Genomic DNA, 14,404 nt, shown 5'->3' on the forward strand with positions numbered 1-14,404 from the left:
GCGCCGGCTAGGAGACGGCTTTCAGCGGTTGGCCGGCGCCGCGCCAGGTGGCGGCCAGCTCGTGCAGCGGCAGGTCGAGCGCCTCGCTGAGGCAGACGATCGTGCCGAACCCCGGTGACGGCAGGCGGCCGGTCTCGATCTTGCGCAGGGTTTCCGGCGAGATGCCGGCCGCCTGGGCGACTTCCGCCGGGTCGCGTTCCGCTCGCGCGCGGCGCAGCAGGACGCCGAGACGCCTGCCGGCTTCGATCTGCTCTGGGGTGAGCGGTTGGCGGACCATGCCCCCAGGATAGGGTTGGGATAGTTATACCGGCAAGTGCTACGGTGTCGGTATAACTATCCCAACACCGGGCGCGAGGTAGTCGTGATCGAGTTGAAGACGCCTGCGGAGATCCGCCGCATGCATGTGGCCGGGCGTTTCGTCGCCGAGGTGCTCGACGAGGTCGGCCGGCTCGCCGACGTGGGCGTCAACCTGCTGGACCTGGAGCACCACGTGCGCGGCATGATCGAGCGGCGCGGCGCGGAGTCGTGCTACTGGGACTACGCGCCGTCCTTCGGCAGCGGACCGTTCCGCAACGTCATCTGCCTGTCCGTCAACGACGCGGTCCTGCACGGCCTGCCGCACGACTACGTGCTGCGCGACGGTGACGTGCTCAGCGCGGACCTCGCGGTCGGCGTCGACGGCTGGGTGGCCGACTCGGCGCGCACGGTGATCGTCGGCACGCCCGCCGAGGAGGACCTGCGGATCATCCGCGCCACCGAGGAGGCGCTGGAGGCGGCGATCGGGGTGGCGCGGCCGGGCAACCGCCTGGGTGACATCTCGGCGGCCATCTGGGCGGTGGCCCGCGATCACGGCTACCCGGTCAACACCGAGTTCGGCGGCCACGGCATCGGCCGGACCATGCACGAGGACCTCCACGTGTCCAACAAGGGCCGGTCCGGTCGCGGCCTGAAGCTCCGGCCGGGGCTGACGCTCGCGCTCGAACCCTGGTTCACGCGCACGACCGACCGGATCGTCTACGACGACGACGGCTGGACCATCCGCTCGGCGGACGGCTCGCGCACGGCCCACTCCGAGCACACGATCGCCATCACCGAGGACGAACCCCTGGTGCTCACCCGGCGCGACTCGGAGGAACCCGCGACGACGGCCGGTCCCGCCGGGTCGCTCCGCTCCGAGTGAGCAGTGGCCGGTGACCAGTGGCCGGTGACCCCGAACCCGCTCACCTCGCCGACCGCCGGTGCCGTCGAACGTGGCACCGGTCCGCGCCACCGCGCCGTTGACGCTGATGTCGGCCGGACGGTTGGTGGAGCCCTCGGCGTACCGGGTGGCGAGGGCGCGGTTCGCCAGGTGTTCGTCAGGTGCGCCCGGCCTCGGGTCGGGGTGGTGCGAGCTCGGCGATAGGATTCCTCGCAATGCCCGGGTCGTAGCGCAGAGGCAGTCGCTCCGCATGCCTGTGCGGATCACGCCGGTTCGAATCCGGCCGCCCGGGCAGGCCGACCGGTCCCGTAGCGCAGAGGCAGGCGCCCCGCCTCCGCAAGGCGGTCACACAGGTTCGAATCCTGTCGGGACCACGACGACCGGGGGAGACGGGCGGGATGGACGAGGACGAGCAGGCGGTGTTCCACGCGGCCGTCGCCAGGCTCCGGGCACTGCCCGCCGACGATCCCGTGCGGCTGCGCGCGGAGCGGGTGGCGGAGTCGTTCGTCCGCGACGGCAAGCAGCGGCGCAGGAAGGCGCGTGCCGTGGAGCGCGCGGCGGTCGACGCGGCGGTCGACGCCACGACCGCCACCGGTGGCCGTGATCGCCGTGACGACGCCCCGCTGCGCGTGGACCCGACCGCGACGGCACGCCCGCTCGCCCGCACGCGCCGGTGCTACGTCTGCAAGGCGGGCTACCGGCTGGCCGACGCGTTCTACCACCGGCTGTGCCCGACCTGCGCGGCGGAGAACGCCGAGCGCCGGGCGGCGCGCACGGACCTGGCCGGACGCCGCGCGCTGCTCACCGGCGGCCGGGTGAAGATCGGCTTCCACCTCGCGCTGATGATGCTGCGCGACGGCGCGGAACTGATCGTCACCACGCGCTTCCCGCACGACGCGGTGCGGCGCTTCGAGGCGGCGCCGGGCAGCGAGGCGTGGCTGGACCGGCTGTCGGTCGTCGGCGTCGACCTGTGCGACCCGCGCCAGGTGCTCGGCCTGTGCGAGTCGCTGCGGGACGAGGGCCGGCCGCTCGACATCCTGGTCAACAACGCGGCCCAGACCGTGCGCCGACCGCCCGGGTCGTACGCGGCGCTGGTCGGCGGCGAGACCGGCGCGCTGCCCGCGAACGCCCGCCTCGCGCCGGGTTTCCGCCCGATGTCCGCGCTCGCGACCGGCCACCACGCACTCACCCCCGTGCCGTCCGGGCTGACCGGGCTGACCGGGCTGACCGGGCTGACCGGGCTGACCGGGACAGCGATGACCGTGGCCGGGGCGGTGGTGGACGAGGCCGGGTTGCTGCCCGACACCGCGCCCGCCAACTCCTGGTCGGCGCGCATCGGGGAGCTGGATCCGACCGAGCTGCTGGAGGCGCAGCTGGTGAACGCGCTCGCGCCGACCCTGCTGTGCGACCGCCTGCTGCCGCTGCTGCTGGCGTCCACCGCCCCGCGTCGCTACGTCGTCAACGTCTCGGCGGTCGAGGGCCGGTTCGCGGTGCGGAACAAGACCGCCGGCCACCCGCACACCAACATGGCCAAGGCCGCGCTCAACATGCTGACCCGCACCAGCGGCCCGGACCTGGCCCGGCGGGGCGTCTACATGTGCGCGGTGGACACCGGGTGGATCACCGACGAGAACCCGGCGCCGAAGAAGGCCCGGCTCGCCGGACGCGGTTTCCGGACGCCGCTGGACGTCGTGGACGGCTCCGCGCGCGTCTACGACCCGATCGTGCGGGGTGAAGCGGGCACCCCGGTCGCCGGCGTCCTGCTCAAGGACTACCGGGAGGCGCAGTGGTGAGCCCCGTGGGACCACGTCCGGCGGGCGACCTCGAACCGCTGCTGTCGTGGCTGCGCACCGGCGGCACGACGGACCGGCGGCTGGACTTCCCGGCCGGCACCGCGCTCCCGGACGGTCGCCTCGACCTGTGCAAGCAGGCGCTCGGGCCGACCGGGGCCGGGCTGGTCGTCGACGCGCTGCGCCCCGGCGTGGTCCGGCACCTGCTGCTGGGCACCGACGGGCTCGGCGACCAGGGCGCGGCCGAGGTGGCGGGTCGGGCCGTCGAGCGCGAGGTGGAGACGCTGTACCTGGGCTGCAACGGGATCACCGCCGGTGGGGCCTGCGGCATCGCGGACAACCTGCGCGCGTCACCGCAGGCGGCCCGGGTCACCGGGATCTGGCTCAAGCGCAACCCGCTCGACGGCGGCGCGGGCGAGGCGGCGGCGGGGATCGTCGAGTCCGCCCGGTCGCTGCGCACCCTCGACCTGGTCCAGACCGGTCTGGACGTGCCGGGCCTCGCCGTGCTGGTGGACGCGCTGGTCACCGCCGCCGCGTCCGGGCGTCGGGTGGAACGGCTCTACGTCGGCGGCAACCCGCTCGGCGCGGAGGGGGCGGCGCACCTGGCCGCGCTCCTGCGCGCGGACGTGATCAGCGAGCTGTACGTGTCCGCCGCACGGCTCGGCGACCGGGGAGCGGAGACCCTCGCGGACGCGCTCGTGCCGGGCGGGCGGCTGCGGCGGCTCTCCGTCGCGAGCAACGGCATCGGACCGGTCGCCGCCGCCCGGCTCGTGGTCGCGGCGGTGGCGGCCGACGTCGAGGTGTTCGACCTCGGCCGGGTGAGGGCGGCGGGCATCCTCGGCGCGCGGGACAACCGGCTAGACGAGACCGCCACGGCCACGATCGCCACCGCGCTCGCGGCCCGGCCGCACCGGTTGCGGCACCTCGTCCTGAGCTCCACCGGATTGCGCAGCGGCGGGGCGCACCGGCTGCTCGACGGCGCGCTGCGGGCGGTCACGCCGACGCGCTTCGCGCTGGGCAAGGGCATCGCGACCAGCGTCCGGCGCAGGTTGGACGCGTTGAGCGCGGACGTCCCGGACCGTCCCGCGCCGCACGCCGACGTGTCCGCCGTGCTCAGCGTGCACCGGCAGCCGCCGCCCGCTCCGCTCTGACGAGCCGGCCGCGCACCGTCCCGAAGCCCGGTCGGTCGCATTCGAGGGCGGTGGGTCGGACCGGCAACCGACCCGGTCACCAGGGGACGGCGCCCTCGTCGTCGAAGAAGCCGCCACGCGGACCGTCGTCCGGCAGGGTGGCGAGCCGGATCGCGATCGCGGCGCCCTGCTCGGGCGTGCGCGGCGCGGCGAACCCGGTGAAGTCGGTCGCGACGTAGCCGGGGCAGGCGGCGTTCACGATGACGTTCGTGTCCGCGAGCCGGCGGGCGTACTGCGCCGTGACGCTGTTGAGCATCGACTTCGACGGCGCGTACGCCGCCATGACCGGGCCGGTCCGCAGCGTGAGCGAGCCCATGGTGCTGGACATGTTGACGATGCGCGGCGAGCCCGCGCGGCGCAGCAGCGGGAGCATCGCGTTCGTCACCCGGACCACGCCGAGCACGTTCGTGTCGAGGACGGTGCGGACGACGTCGAGGTCGAGCGTCGTCGGGTCCTGCGCGCCACCGTCGAACCGGCCTGAGATGCCGGCGTTGTTGACGAGCACGTCGAGCCGTCCCGCCGTCCGCTCGACGGTCGTCGCCGCCGCCGTGGCGCTGTCCTCGGAGGTGACGTCGAGGGCGACCCCGAACGCGTCGACGCCCGCCGCGCGCAGCCGTTCGACGGCGTCCTCGCGCCTGCCCTCGTCGCGCGTGCCCACCGCGACCGTGAAGCCGATCGCACCGAGGCCCTGTGCGATGGCGAAACCGATTCCCTTGTTCGCGCCGGTGACCAGCGCGATCTTCGTGTCGTCCACCCCGCTCATGCTCGGCGCGGCGCGCCGCGGTGTCCAAGATCGATCCGGTAAGCCGTGATACTCGCCGGGTATCACGGCGGTAGGCTTCCTCCGTGCCCGACCTCGAGACCCGCGAACTCCGGTACTTCGTCGCCGTCGCGGAGGAGCTGCACTTCGGCCGTGCCGCCGATCGGCTCGGGATCGCGCAGCCGCCGCTGTCCCGCGCGATCCGCCGGCTGGAGCAGCGGCTCGGCGTGCGGCTCTTCGACCGGGACCGCCGCGGCGTGGCGCTCACCGACGCCGGCGGGGTGATGCTCCGCGAGGCCCGAACGGCCCTCGACGCGGTCGCCGCCGTCGCACGTCGGACCCGCCGCGCCGGGGACCCGGAGCGACCCCTGGTGCTGGTGACGAAGGCCGGAGCGGCGCACGAGCTGCTGCAACGGCTCCTCGACGCGCAGGCCCGCGAACCCGGCGCGGCGCCGGTCGAGGTCCTCCTGTGCGAGGTCGGCGAGCAGGCGGGGCTGTTGCGCGACGGGAGCGCCGACGTGGCGCTCATGCACCGCCCGTTCGACGACCTCGTCGGCTTCGACACCGCGGACCTCCACGTCGAGGGCCAGGTCGCGCTCCTCCCCGCCGGGCACCCGCTCGCGGCCCGCGACCGGCTCGCGCTGGCGGACGTCCGCGACGTGCCGGACCTGCCGATCGCCCGCTGGCCCCGGCTCGACGGGTCCTACCCGGACGGGCCGGGACCGGAGGTGCGCACCCAGTCGCAGCTCGCCCAGCTCGTGGCGCTCGGCAAGGCGCTGCTCGTCATCCCCGCCTCCAGCCGTGCCTGGCAGTGGCCGGACCACGTCGCGGTGCCCGTCGTCGACGCGCCGGACGTCACCACGGTGCTCGCCTGGCCGGCCGGCAGCCGCTCCAGGGCGATCGCGTCACTCGTCCGCTCGGCGTCCGGGTTCCGCGTCGCCGCGCGGGCGGACTGAGGGCCGGTCGCCACATCCACTCGATCGTGCGCCCCGGCGACCCGTTCGGGCGTTGTCCGCCGGCTCCCGGCGGCACCATCCTGTGTGCCGTCCAGGTCACCCGATCACGTGCGTACGGAGGTTTCGTGCCGGTCAACGACATGCTCAAGGCGAAGATCAACCACGGCTTCGCCCAGTTGGACGTCGACGGGGACGGCCTGCTCACCGAGCAGGACCACGTCCTGATGGGCAAGAGGGCCGCGGCGGCACTCGGGCACGCCCCCGACTCGCCGCCGGAGCAGCGCATCGTCGACGCCTACCTGCGGATCTGGCGCGAGCTGCACCTGCCGCACATCCCGGGCGGCGGCACGTCCCTCTCGCGCGAGCAGTTCGTCGCCTCCACCGGCTCCCTCGCCGACGACCCGGACGCCGCGCGCGACAGCGTCGGCGCGCTGGCCGAGGCGTTCCTGGCCATCGCCGACATCGACGCCGACGGCCGCGTGAGCCCGGAGGAGTACCGCGCGTTCCAGCGCGGGCACTTCCCCGGCCTGACCGAGGCCGAGGCCGCCGAGGCGTTCGACCACCTCGACGCGGACGGCGACGGCTACCTCACCGCCGAGGAGTTCACGCGCGCGTCCGTCGAGTTCTGGTCCAGCACGGACCCGGACGCGCCGGGCAACTGGTGGATGGGCCGCCCCGCGCTGTGATCCGGCCGCGGGCCGGCTCCCGGCCCGCGACCGGTCGGCGCGCCACCGGTGACGGAGAAGTCGACGCTGAGCGCGGGGGACCGGCGGCGCCGTGATTGCGCTCGTCGGGTTCGGGGTGCACGATCTGCTCCTTGTCGTCCGCGGTCGTCCACAGTCGTCCGCAGTGGACGAACCGGTTCGACCACCGGTGGGCCGTGCGGGCGCGAACCTCGCTAGCGGAGGCGGGCGCCGGTGCTCGACCGCAGGGAGACGGCCGGTTCCAGCAGGGCGTTGCGAGGCGTCGCGGCGGGGTCGGCGATCTGCTCGACCAGCAGGTCCACGGCGAGGCGGGCCATTTCCTCGGCGGGCACGTCGGCCGCCGTCAGCGGTGGGTGGAAGCCCTCGGCGAGGCGGCCGGCGACGACCCCGGTGATCGAGAAGTCGCGCGGCACGTCGAGGTGGGCCCGGTGCAGGGCCTGCTGCAAGCCGGGGAGCGCGGCCTCGTTGATCGTCACCGCCGCCGTCACCTCGGGCCAGCGCCGGCGGATGTCCTCGAAGCACGTCAGGCCGGCGGCCGGCTCGTCGGCGCAGTACACCGTGCGCGCGGTCAGCCCCCGCGCGTCCGCCGCCTCCAGGAAACCGGCCGACGACCGCAGGGCCGGCCCGTAGCCCGCCGCCACCAGCTCGTCGGACCGGTTGATCAGCACCACCTCCCGGTGGTCGAGGTCGGCGAGGTGGTGCACGCAGCGCCGGATCAGCGCCGCGTAGTCCACGTCGACCCACCAGGACGCGCCGGGGTGCTCGACGTGGCCGATGGTCACGAACGGCAGGCCCGCCTGCTCCAGCCGCGCCACGCGCGCGTCGTCCAGCAGGATCTCCATCAGGATCACGCCGTCCACCCGGCGTCCGGTGACGATCCGCTCGAACGACCGGTCGTGGTCGCCGCCGCTCGGCGACAGCAGCACGTCGAGGTCGTGCGTGGCGGCGGCCTCGACGACGCTGGCCACGAAGCCCAGCTGCGCGTCGGTGAGCCGGCTGCTGGCCGGCGGTATCACCAGGCTCAACGTGCGGGTCCGCCCCTCGGCGAGCGCCCGCGCGCTGGCGTTGGGCCGGAAGCCCAGCTCGTCGATGACCTCGTTGATCCGCCGGGCGGTCGCCGTGGACACCGGGCGCTTCCCGCTCAGCGCGTAGGACACCGTGCTGCGCGACACGCCCGCCCGCTTCGCGATCTCGCCGATGTTCATGCGCTCTCCGTTCAACCGGTTCGACAGAGTGTCGATGATAGGCCCGTAAGACCTTGCACGGCTCCTCCGGGGAGGCTACGTTGGCCGGACGTCGCACGGGTCGAACCGGTTCGACTCCGAAGGTCTTGACGGGTCGTCAGCGCAGCCGCCAGGAAGGACCACCCCCGTGAACCCCCCACCGATCGCCCGACGGTTCGCCGTCGCCCTGGTCGCCGCCGGTCTGGCCCTGTCCGCCTGCACCTCGTCCACCGGGGACCCCGGCGACGGCGCGGGCGGCAAGTTCGCCGTGTGGGACCCGTACCCGCAGTTCGACGACGGCTCCCAGTGGGTGGAGGTGGTCGAGGACTGCGGCGCGCGGGCCGGTGTCCAGGTCGAGCGCCAGGCGTACGACACGTCGGACCTGACGAACAAGGTCCTGCTCGCCGCCCAGCAGGGTGTCGCGCCGAACGTCCTGGTCGTGGACAACCCCGTGGTGTCCACCCTCGCCGAGGCGGGCGTGCTGAAGGCCAACCAGGACACCGGTGCGGACGCCTCCCAGGCGTCGCCGAACCTCATGGCGGCGGGCGAGTCGGAGGGGAAGACCTACGGGGTGCCGATCGGCGCGAACACCCTGGGGCTCTACTACAACGAGGCGGTCCTGACGGCGGCCGGCGTCGACCCGGCATCGATCGACGACTGGGCCTCGCTGGACGCGGCGCTGGCGAAGGTGGTGGCGTCCGGAAAGAAGGGCATCACGTTCTCCGCGATCGGCACGGAGGAGGGCACGTTCCAGTTCCTGCCGTGGTTCTGGGGTGCGGGCGCCCAGCTCACCGACCTCTCCTCGGCGCAGGCGGTGGCCGCGGTGGAGCTGTGGAAGTCGTGGGTGGACAAGGGGTACGCGCCGAACTCGGTCATCGGCAACACCCAGACCACGAGCTGGCAGGAGTTCGCCACCGGCGAGTACGCCTTCGCCGAGAACGGCACGTGGCAGCTGGGCAACGCGGCGAAGGCGGGTTTCGAGCACGGTGTCATCCCGATCCCGGCCCGCGACGGCGGCGTCGCGCCCGCGCCGACCGGCGGCGAGTTCGTCACCGTGCCCACCCAGGACGACCCGGGCCGCGAGGCGACCGCGGCGAAGATCGCCAACTGCCTCACCGGCCCGGACACCGTGCTGGCCACCGACACCGCCCTGACCTACGTCTCCGCCGTCGCGTCCGTGCGGGAGCGGCAGGTCGCCGAGAACCCGGAGCTGGCGGTGTGGGCGGACGCGGTGCGGGCGGCCAAGGGGCGCACCGGCGACAACCTCGGCACCCGCTACCCGCGCATCTCGCAACCGCTGTGGAACGCGGTGCAGGCGGCGCTCACCGCCGCCAAGACGCCGGCGGACGCGCTGAAGGACGCCCAGGCCGCCGCGGCCTCGGCGAAGTAGGGCACATGCGCAAGAACCTCGTCGGGTGGGCGTTCCTGAGCCCGATCGTGGCCTACCTGCTCCTCTGCTACGCGTACCCGCTGGTGACGGCCATCGACCTGAGCGTCCGCGACTACACCGTCCGGTCCTTCGTGCGCGGTGGCGCCCCGCTGACGGGGTTCGCGAACTACCTGACCGTGCTCGCCGACCCCACCTTCCGGACCGCGCTGCTCAACACGGTGCTCTTCACCGCCGTGTCGCTGGTGCTCCAGTACGGCATCGGGCTGGCGCTGGCGGTGTTCTTCTCGCGGAGCTTCCGGCTCTCCGCGACCCTGCGGGCGCTGTTCCTGGTGCCGTGGCTGCTGCCGCTGATCGTGTCGGCCTCGACGTGGGCGTGGATGCTCAACAGCGAGGCGGGCGTGGTCAACGCGCTCCTCGGCCTCGTGGGCGTCGACGGCGTGCACTGGCTGACGTCGCCGGACTGGTCCCTGGTGTCGGTGACCATCGCCAACACCTGGATCGGCATCCCGTTCAACCTCGTCGTGCTCTACAGCGGCCTGCGCGACATCCCGACCGAGGTGCACGAGGCGTCCGCGCTGGACGGCGCGAGCTCGTGGCAGTCGTTCCGGCACATCACCTTCCCGCTGCTGCGGGCGGTCTCGACGGTCACGGTGCTGCTGGGCCTGGTCTACACGCTCAAGGTGTTCGACCTCGTCTGGATCATGACGCGCGGCGGGCCGAGCGGGTCGTCCACCACCCTGGCCACCTGGTCCTACGAGCTCGGCTTCGGCAACGCGCTGCCCCACTTCGGGCCCAGCGCGGCGGTGGGCAACGTGCTCATCCTGATCGCGCTGGTGGCGGGCCTGGTGTACGTGCGGGTGCAGCGCGAGCGGGAGGCGTCGTGACGCGGTCGTGGTGGCGGACCGGGGTGGGCCTGCTGCTCACCGCCGTGATGCTGTTCCCCGTCTACTGGATGGTCAACGTCTCGCTCACCCCGGCGAACCGGCTGCGCAAGTCGCCGCCGGACCTGTTCCCCGTCACGCCCACGTTCGAGGGGTACGCGCGCGTGCTGGACGAGCAGCTGCCGTACTTCGGCACCAGCCTGCTGCTGGGGGTGGGCACCGTCGTGCTGACGTTGGCGCTGGCCGCGCCCGCCGCGTACGCGTTGGCCAAGCTGCGCCCGCGCGGTCGCGGCCCGCTCGTGTTCGTGCTGCTGGTCGCGCAGATGATCCCCGGCATCGTGATGGCGCTGGGCCTCTACGGGATGTTCGTGCGCCTCGGCGTCACCAACACGGTGTGGGGACTGGTCTTCGCCGACTCCACCATCGCGGTGCCCTTCGCCGTGCTGATCCTCACCTCCTTCATGTCGACCGTGCCCGACGAGGTCGTGCAGGCGGCGCGGATCGACGGCGCGGGCGCGTTCCGCGTGTTCTGGTCGGTCGTGCTGCCCGCCAGTCGCAACGGGATCGTCACCGCCGGGCTGTTCGCGTTCCTGTGGGCGTGGTCGGACTTCCTGTTCGCCGCCACCCTGGACAGCGGCGGCGCGCTGAAACCGCTGACCCTCGGCATCTACCGCTACATCGGCAACAACAACCAGGAGTGGAACGCGATCATGGCCACGGCCGTCGTCGCGTCCGTGCCCGCCACCGCGCTGCTCGTGCTGGCCCAGCGCTTCGTCGCCGCGGGCATCACGTCCGGCGCGGTCAAGGACTGAAGGGGAAGCCTGTGGACGACTTCTCGGTGCGGGAGATCCCGTTCAGCCACCCGGGGGCGTGGTTCGGCCTCTCCCCGGTCACCGCGCTCGCCACGTACGCCGACGACCTGCACCTGGTGTCACACCGCAACGGGATGCACGCGGTGCTGTCGTTGGTCCCGCTGCCCGGTGGCGCGGACGTGACGGCCGATCCGGCGGTGCTGACGTGGACCTCGGGGCGGGGGAGGGCCGAGGCCGCCTTCGAGTCGCCCTCCGCGCTGCGGATCACCGGCCACGGCCTCGGCCTGCGCGTCGCCGCCGCGGACCCGACCCTGACGCCGTTCACCGGAACCTACTTCTTCCACGACCCGGTCACCTCGTCGCACGTGTTCACCTCCTACGAGACCGGGCACCGCTACCGCGTGACCGTCCTCTCTGGACAGTCCCGGGCGGTGGGCGCCGCCGCGCTGGGCACGGCCGAGCGGGCGGTCCTGGTCGGCGAGGACGGCGGCGGGTGGGAGATCGCGGTGGAGGAGTTCACGACGGCCCGCCGCGCCTTCTCCTCCGACGCGACGTTCACCGAGGTGGCCGCGGCGGCACGGCGGTCGTTCGAGCGGTTCACCGACGCGGTGGCGCCCTGGCGCGGCGACCGCACGCCGGCCGCCGAACTGGCCTGCTACGTGCTGTGGTCCGCGACCGTGGCGCCGGCCGGGTTCATCACGCGGCCGGCGGTGCTGATGTCCAAGCACTGGATGGACAAGGTGTGGAGCTGGGACCACTGCTTCAACGCCCTGGCACTGGCGCCGGGCGCGCCGGAGTCGGCCTGGGACCAGCTCCAGGTGGTGTTCGACCACCAGACCGAGGAGGGGGCGCTGCCCGACTCGATCACCCACGCCGAGGTGCTGCACAACTTCGTCAAGCCGCCGATCCACGGCTGGGCGGTGAGCCGCCTGCGCGAGCGCCTGCCCGGTGGGCTGCCCGCCGCCGAGCTGCCGCGCCTGTACCGGCAGCTGGCGGCGTGGACGACGTTCTGGCTTGACCACCGCCGCGTGCCGGGCGAGCCCTTCGCGCACTACGAGCACGGCAACGACAGCGGTTGGGACAACTCCACCGTGTTCCGCGGGCAACAGCTCGTGCAGACCGCCGACCTGGCCGCGTTCCTGGTGGTGCAGCTGAGGGAACTGGCACGCCTCGCGGGCGAGATCGGCGACTCGGCCGCCGTGACGCGCTGGACGCGTGAAGCCGACACCATGCTCACCGCGATGGTCGAGCGGCTGTGGGACGGCGCCAGGTTCACCGGACGTGCCCTCGACGGCACGCCGCGCGCCACGGCGAGCCTGCTCGACCTCGTGCCCGTCGTCCTCGGCGCGGAGCTGCCCGCGGACGTGCACGCCAAGGTGGCCGCGGCGGTGGCCGCCCACCTGACCCCGGTCGGCCTGGCCACCGAGCTGCCCGACTCGCCGTGGTACGAGGCCGACGGCTACTGGCGGGGACCCGTGTGGGCGCCGGCCACCGTGCTGGTCGAGGACGGCCTGCGGCGTGGTGGCGCGGTGGCGCTCGCCGACGAGGTCAGCGCGACCTTCCGCGCGGTGTGCGAGAAGTCCGGCTTCGCCGAGAACTTCGACGCGCTGACCGGGCAGGGCCAACGCGACCGCGCCTACACCTGGACCGCGAGCGCCTACCTGGTGCTGGCCGGTGACGCCGAGCGCCGACGGCGCGACCCCGCCTCCTGAACAGTCGGCGGACGAGCCTGAACCATCGGGTGCGCCGCTCGTTCGGGCGGCCCCGCGCCCATCGATGTGCGCGTTCACAACGAGGGTGAACCGCGTGCCTCTTTGGTTAGGCCAGATGGCGTAGCGCGACCACGAACCTGCTGCTCGCAGTGCTGGATTCGGCTTGGGGGATGGTGTATGGCCGGTTCTGGCAGCTAGGTGAGCGTTCACATGTTCCGCCCGTCATAGCGTTGACTCGCTCTGGGTGCGGCGCTACATTGACCCGAAAGTTCAGGTGTAAAGACCAAAACATTCAGCCAGGACGCTCGTCGGGTGCGCAGCCCGGCGGGACCGCTGCCCGGCTCGTCCCGAGTGGACGACGCCGAACACCGAACACCGAGCACAGCGCCGGGACAACGCAGTCCAGGAGGTAGCCCATGTTCCCCGTCGATGAGAGCGCTCGTCGGTGCGTCGACCGCGGTCGACGCTTACCGGGATCCGGCTCGCACGGGCGGAGCGCCGCCCCGGGACCGCTGTGCTCCACCTCCCCGGTCACGGCGCCCACCCGTCCCTGAGGGTTCGGCGCACGTCTCCCAGGTCCATGGTCCAAGCCGGCACGGCGCCAAGGGCCGGCAACGCCCGCCTCGCCGGCGGTGCGGTGCCGGAACACGCCGTCCGGAGCCTCGTGTGCGGGAGATCCCGGTGAACCGACAACGGGTCACGCTGGCCGACGTGGCGAAAGAAGCCGGCGTCTCGGTCACGACGGCCTCGCTCGTGCTGTCCGGCCGGAGCCGCGACCTGCGGATCTCGACGGCGGCCGAACTGCGCGTGCGGCAGGCCGCGAAGGACGTGGGCTACCGCTACCGCCGCAAGGTCCTGTCCGCCGGCCTCGGCGCCGGCTTCACCCACACGCTCGGGTTCATCTCCGACGCGGTGGCCACGTCCGGTCTGGCCGGGGACATGATCCGCGGCGCCGTCGACACGGCCCGCGAGCACGGCGCGCTGCTGTTCGTCGGCGAGACGGACGGCGACCGGGAGTCGGAGCAGGACCTGATCAGGGCCATGCTCGACCGCCGGGTCGACGGGATCGTGTACGCGGCGACGCACACCAGGCACCTCTCCGTACCCGACCAGATCGAAGGCGGTCGCGCCGTGCTGCTCAACGCCCTGCCCGACCGGCCGTCCCCGCTGCCGGTCGTCGTGCCGGACGAGGTCGAGGCGGGTCGGACCGCGGCACGCGCGCTGCTGGACGCCGGGCACCGCGACGGCATCCACCTCGTCGGCGCGGGCGTCGGCCCCGACGACGTGCCGCCGGACTCGGTCACGGCCGCCGAACGCCTGATCGGCATCCGCGAGGTGCTCGACGCGGCCGGCGTGGAGATCGCCGGCGCGCGGGCGTGCCGGTGGTGGCTGCCGGAGCACGGCTTCGCCGCCACCAAGGCACTGCTGGAGCGCGACCGCCCCCGGGCCCTGATCTGCTTCGACGACCGGCTCGCGTTCGGCGCCTACCAGGCCCTGGCCGACGCCGGCCTCGCCGTGCCGGCCGACGTCTCGGTCGTCTCCTTCGACGACCACCCGCTCGCCGGGTGGATGCGCCCCGCGCTGACCACCATCGCCGTCCCGCGCTACGAGCTGGGCGCGAAGGCCGTCGAGGTCCTCCTCGCCGAACAGCGCTTACCGGCGCCGACCGTCCACCGCGTCCCCATGCCGAGGCGGGACCGCTCGTCCATCGCGTCGCCCCGTCCAGCGGACCGGTGACCGGCGCGGTCCCCGTTCAGCGTCACCACGACCGACTCCGCCACGACCGCA

General features: G+C 73.4%; 13 protein-coding genes and 2 tRNA genes. 12 read left to right on the forward strand and 3 right to left on the reverse strand.

Going from position 1 to position 14,404, the window contains the following annotated elements:
- Positions 1 to 7 precede the first annotated feature (7 nt).
- Positions 8 to 277 carry a helix-turn-helix domain-containing protein gene (locus tag ACQPYE_RS15830; protein WP_498722033.1) on the reverse strand — a complete coding sequence of 90 codons (270 nt, stop codon included), beginning with the start codon at positions 275 to 277 and terminating at the stop codon, positions 8 to 10.
- A gap of 84 nt (positions 278 to 361) precedes the next feature.
- Here ACQPYE_RS15830 and map point away from each other — a divergent pair, with 84 nt between their 5' ends.
- From map to ACQPYE_RS15855, 5 genes are all read left to right on the forward strand, one after another.
- Positions 362 to 1,180: a type I methionyl aminopeptidase gene (gene map, locus ACQPYE_RS15835; protein ID WP_498722035.1), complete on the forward strand. Its 819-nt coding sequence runs from the start codon at positions 362 to 364 to the stop codon at positions 1,178 to 1,180.
- A gap of 237 nt (positions 1,181 to 1,417) precedes the next feature.
- Positions 1,418 to 1,490, forward strand: a tRNA-Gly gene (locus ACQPYE_RS15840).
- Positions 1,491 to 1,500: 10 nt separating this feature from the next.
- A tRNA-Ala gene (locus tag ACQPYE_RS15845) sits at positions 1,501 to 1,572 on the forward strand.
- Between the two features lie 24 nt (positions 1,573 to 1,596).
- Positions 1,597 to 2,991 (forward strand): SDR family oxidoreductase, encoded by a 1,395-nt coding sequence (locus tag ACQPYE_RS15850; protein ID WP_498722037.1) that lies wholly within the window; start codon positions 1,597 to 1,599, stop codon positions 2,989 to 2,991.
- 5 nt (positions 2,992 to 2,996) lie between these two features.
- Positions 2,997 to 4,139, forward strand: a complete 1,143-nt coding sequence (locus tag ACQPYE_RS15855; protein WP_498722038.1) for a leucine-rich repeat domain-containing protein — start codon at positions 2,997 to 2,999, stop codon at positions 4,137 to 4,139.
- Between the two features lie 76 nt (positions 4,140 to 4,215).
- Here ACQPYE_RS15855 and ACQPYE_RS15860 read toward each other — a convergent pair whose 3' ends face one another.
- Positions 4,216 to 4,941, reverse strand: a complete 726-nt coding sequence (locus ACQPYE_RS15860) for an SDR family oxidoreductase (RefSeq protein ID WP_498722040.1) — start codon at positions 4,939 to 4,941, stop codon at positions 4,216 to 4,218.
- An 83-nt stretch (positions 4,942 to 5,024) separates the two neighbouring features.
- On the opposite strand from ACQPYE_RS15860, the gene ACQPYE_RS15865 reads away from it, so the two are divergent.
- Positions 5,025 to 5,894, forward strand: coding sequence for a LysR family transcriptional regulator (locus ACQPYE_RS15865; RefSeq protein ID WP_498722042.1), 870 nt, complete (start codon positions 5,025 to 5,027; stop codon positions 5,892 to 5,894).
- 125 nt (positions 5,895 to 6,019) lie between these two features.
- Entirely contained in the window at positions 6,020 to 6,580 is a 561-nt protein-coding gene (locus ACQPYE_RS15870; protein ID WP_498722043.1) for an EF-hand domain-containing protein, read from the forward strand.
- Positions 6,581 to 6,792: 212 nt separating this feature from the next.
- Here the strand turns inward: ACQPYE_RS15870 and ACQPYE_RS15875 are convergent, their stop codons facing one another.
- Entirely contained in the window at positions 6,793 to 7,803 is a 1,011-nt protein-coding gene (locus tag ACQPYE_RS15875) for a LacI family DNA-binding transcriptional regulator (RefSeq protein WP_498722044.1), read from the reverse strand.
- 166 nt (positions 7,804 to 7,969) lie between these two features.
- Between ACQPYE_RS15875 and ACQPYE_RS15880 the strand changes: the two genes are divergently transcribed.
- From ACQPYE_RS15880 to ACQPYE_RS15900, 5 genes are all read left to right on the forward strand, one after another.
- Positions 7,970 to 9,211 carry a sugar ABC transporter substrate-binding protein gene (locus ACQPYE_RS15880; RefSeq protein ID WP_498722045.1) on the forward strand — a complete coding sequence of 414 codons (1,242 nt, stop codon included), beginning with the start codon at positions 7,970 to 7,972 and terminating at the stop codon, positions 9,209 to 9,211.
- A 5-nt stretch (positions 9,212 to 9,216) separates the two neighbouring features.
- Positions 9,217 to 10,095 carry a carbohydrate ABC transporter permease gene (locus ACQPYE_RS15885; protein WP_498722047.1) on the forward strand — a complete coding sequence of 293 codons (879 nt, stop codon included), beginning with the start codon at positions 9,217 to 9,219 and terminating at the stop codon, positions 10,093 to 10,095.
- Between the two features lie 47 nt (positions 10,096 to 10,142).
- Positions 10,143 to 10,904 carry a carbohydrate ABC transporter permease gene (locus ACQPYE_RS15890; protein ID WP_498722922.1) on the forward strand — a complete coding sequence of 254 codons (762 nt, stop codon included), beginning with the start codon at positions 10,143 to 10,145 and terminating at the stop codon, positions 10,902 to 10,904.
- An 11-nt stretch (positions 10,905 to 10,915) separates the two neighbouring features.
- Positions 10,916 to 12,616, forward strand: a complete 1,701-nt coding sequence (locus tag ACQPYE_RS15895; protein WP_498722048.1) for an amylo-alpha-1,6-glucosidase — start codon at positions 10,916 to 10,918, stop codon at positions 12,614 to 12,616.
- 681 nt (positions 12,617 to 13,297) lie between these two features.
- A complete protein-coding gene (locus tag ACQPYE_RS15900; protein ID WP_498722049.1) occupies positions 13,298 to 14,353 on the forward strand; it encodes a LacI family DNA-binding transcriptional regulator in 1,056 nt (351 codons plus the stop codon).
- The last annotated feature ends 51 nt before the right edge of the window (positions 14,354 to 14,404 follow it).

It is taken from the genome of Actinosynnema sp. CA-299493, from assembly GCF_050946825.1.
Taxonomy (GTDB): domain Bacteria; phylum Actinomycetota; class Actinomycetes; order Mycobacteriales; family Pseudonocardiaceae; genus Actinosynnema.

What these genes read in the sequence shown, in the direction of transcription:
- ACQPYE_RS15830 (WP_498722033.1), bottom strand. Translation starts at nt 277, where the DNA reads ATGGTCCGCCAACCGCTCACCCCAGAGCAGATCGAAGCCGGCAGGCGT.
- ACQPYE_RS15890 (WP_498722922.1), top strand. Translation starts at nt 10,143, where the DNA reads ATGCTGTTCCCCGTCTACTGGATGGTCAACGTCTCGCTCACCCCGGCG.
- ACQPYE_RS15875 (WP_498722044.1), bottom strand. Translation starts at nt 7,803, where the DNA reads ATGAACATCGGCGAGATCGCGAAGCGGGCGGGCGTGTCGCGCAGCACG.
- ACQPYE_RS15885 (WP_498722047.1), top strand. Translation starts at nt 9,217, where the DNA reads ATGCGCAAGAACCTCGTCGGGTGGGCGTTCCTGAGCCCGATCGTGGCC.
- ACQPYE_RS15860 (WP_498722040.1), bottom strand. Translation starts at nt 4,941, where the DNA reads ATGAGCGGGGTGGACGACACGAAGATCGCGCTGGTCACCGGCGCGAAC.
- ACQPYE_RS15850 (WP_498722037.1), top strand. Translation starts at nt 1,597, where the DNA reads ATGGACGAGGACGAGCAGGCGGTGTTCCACGCGGCCGTCGCCAGGCTC.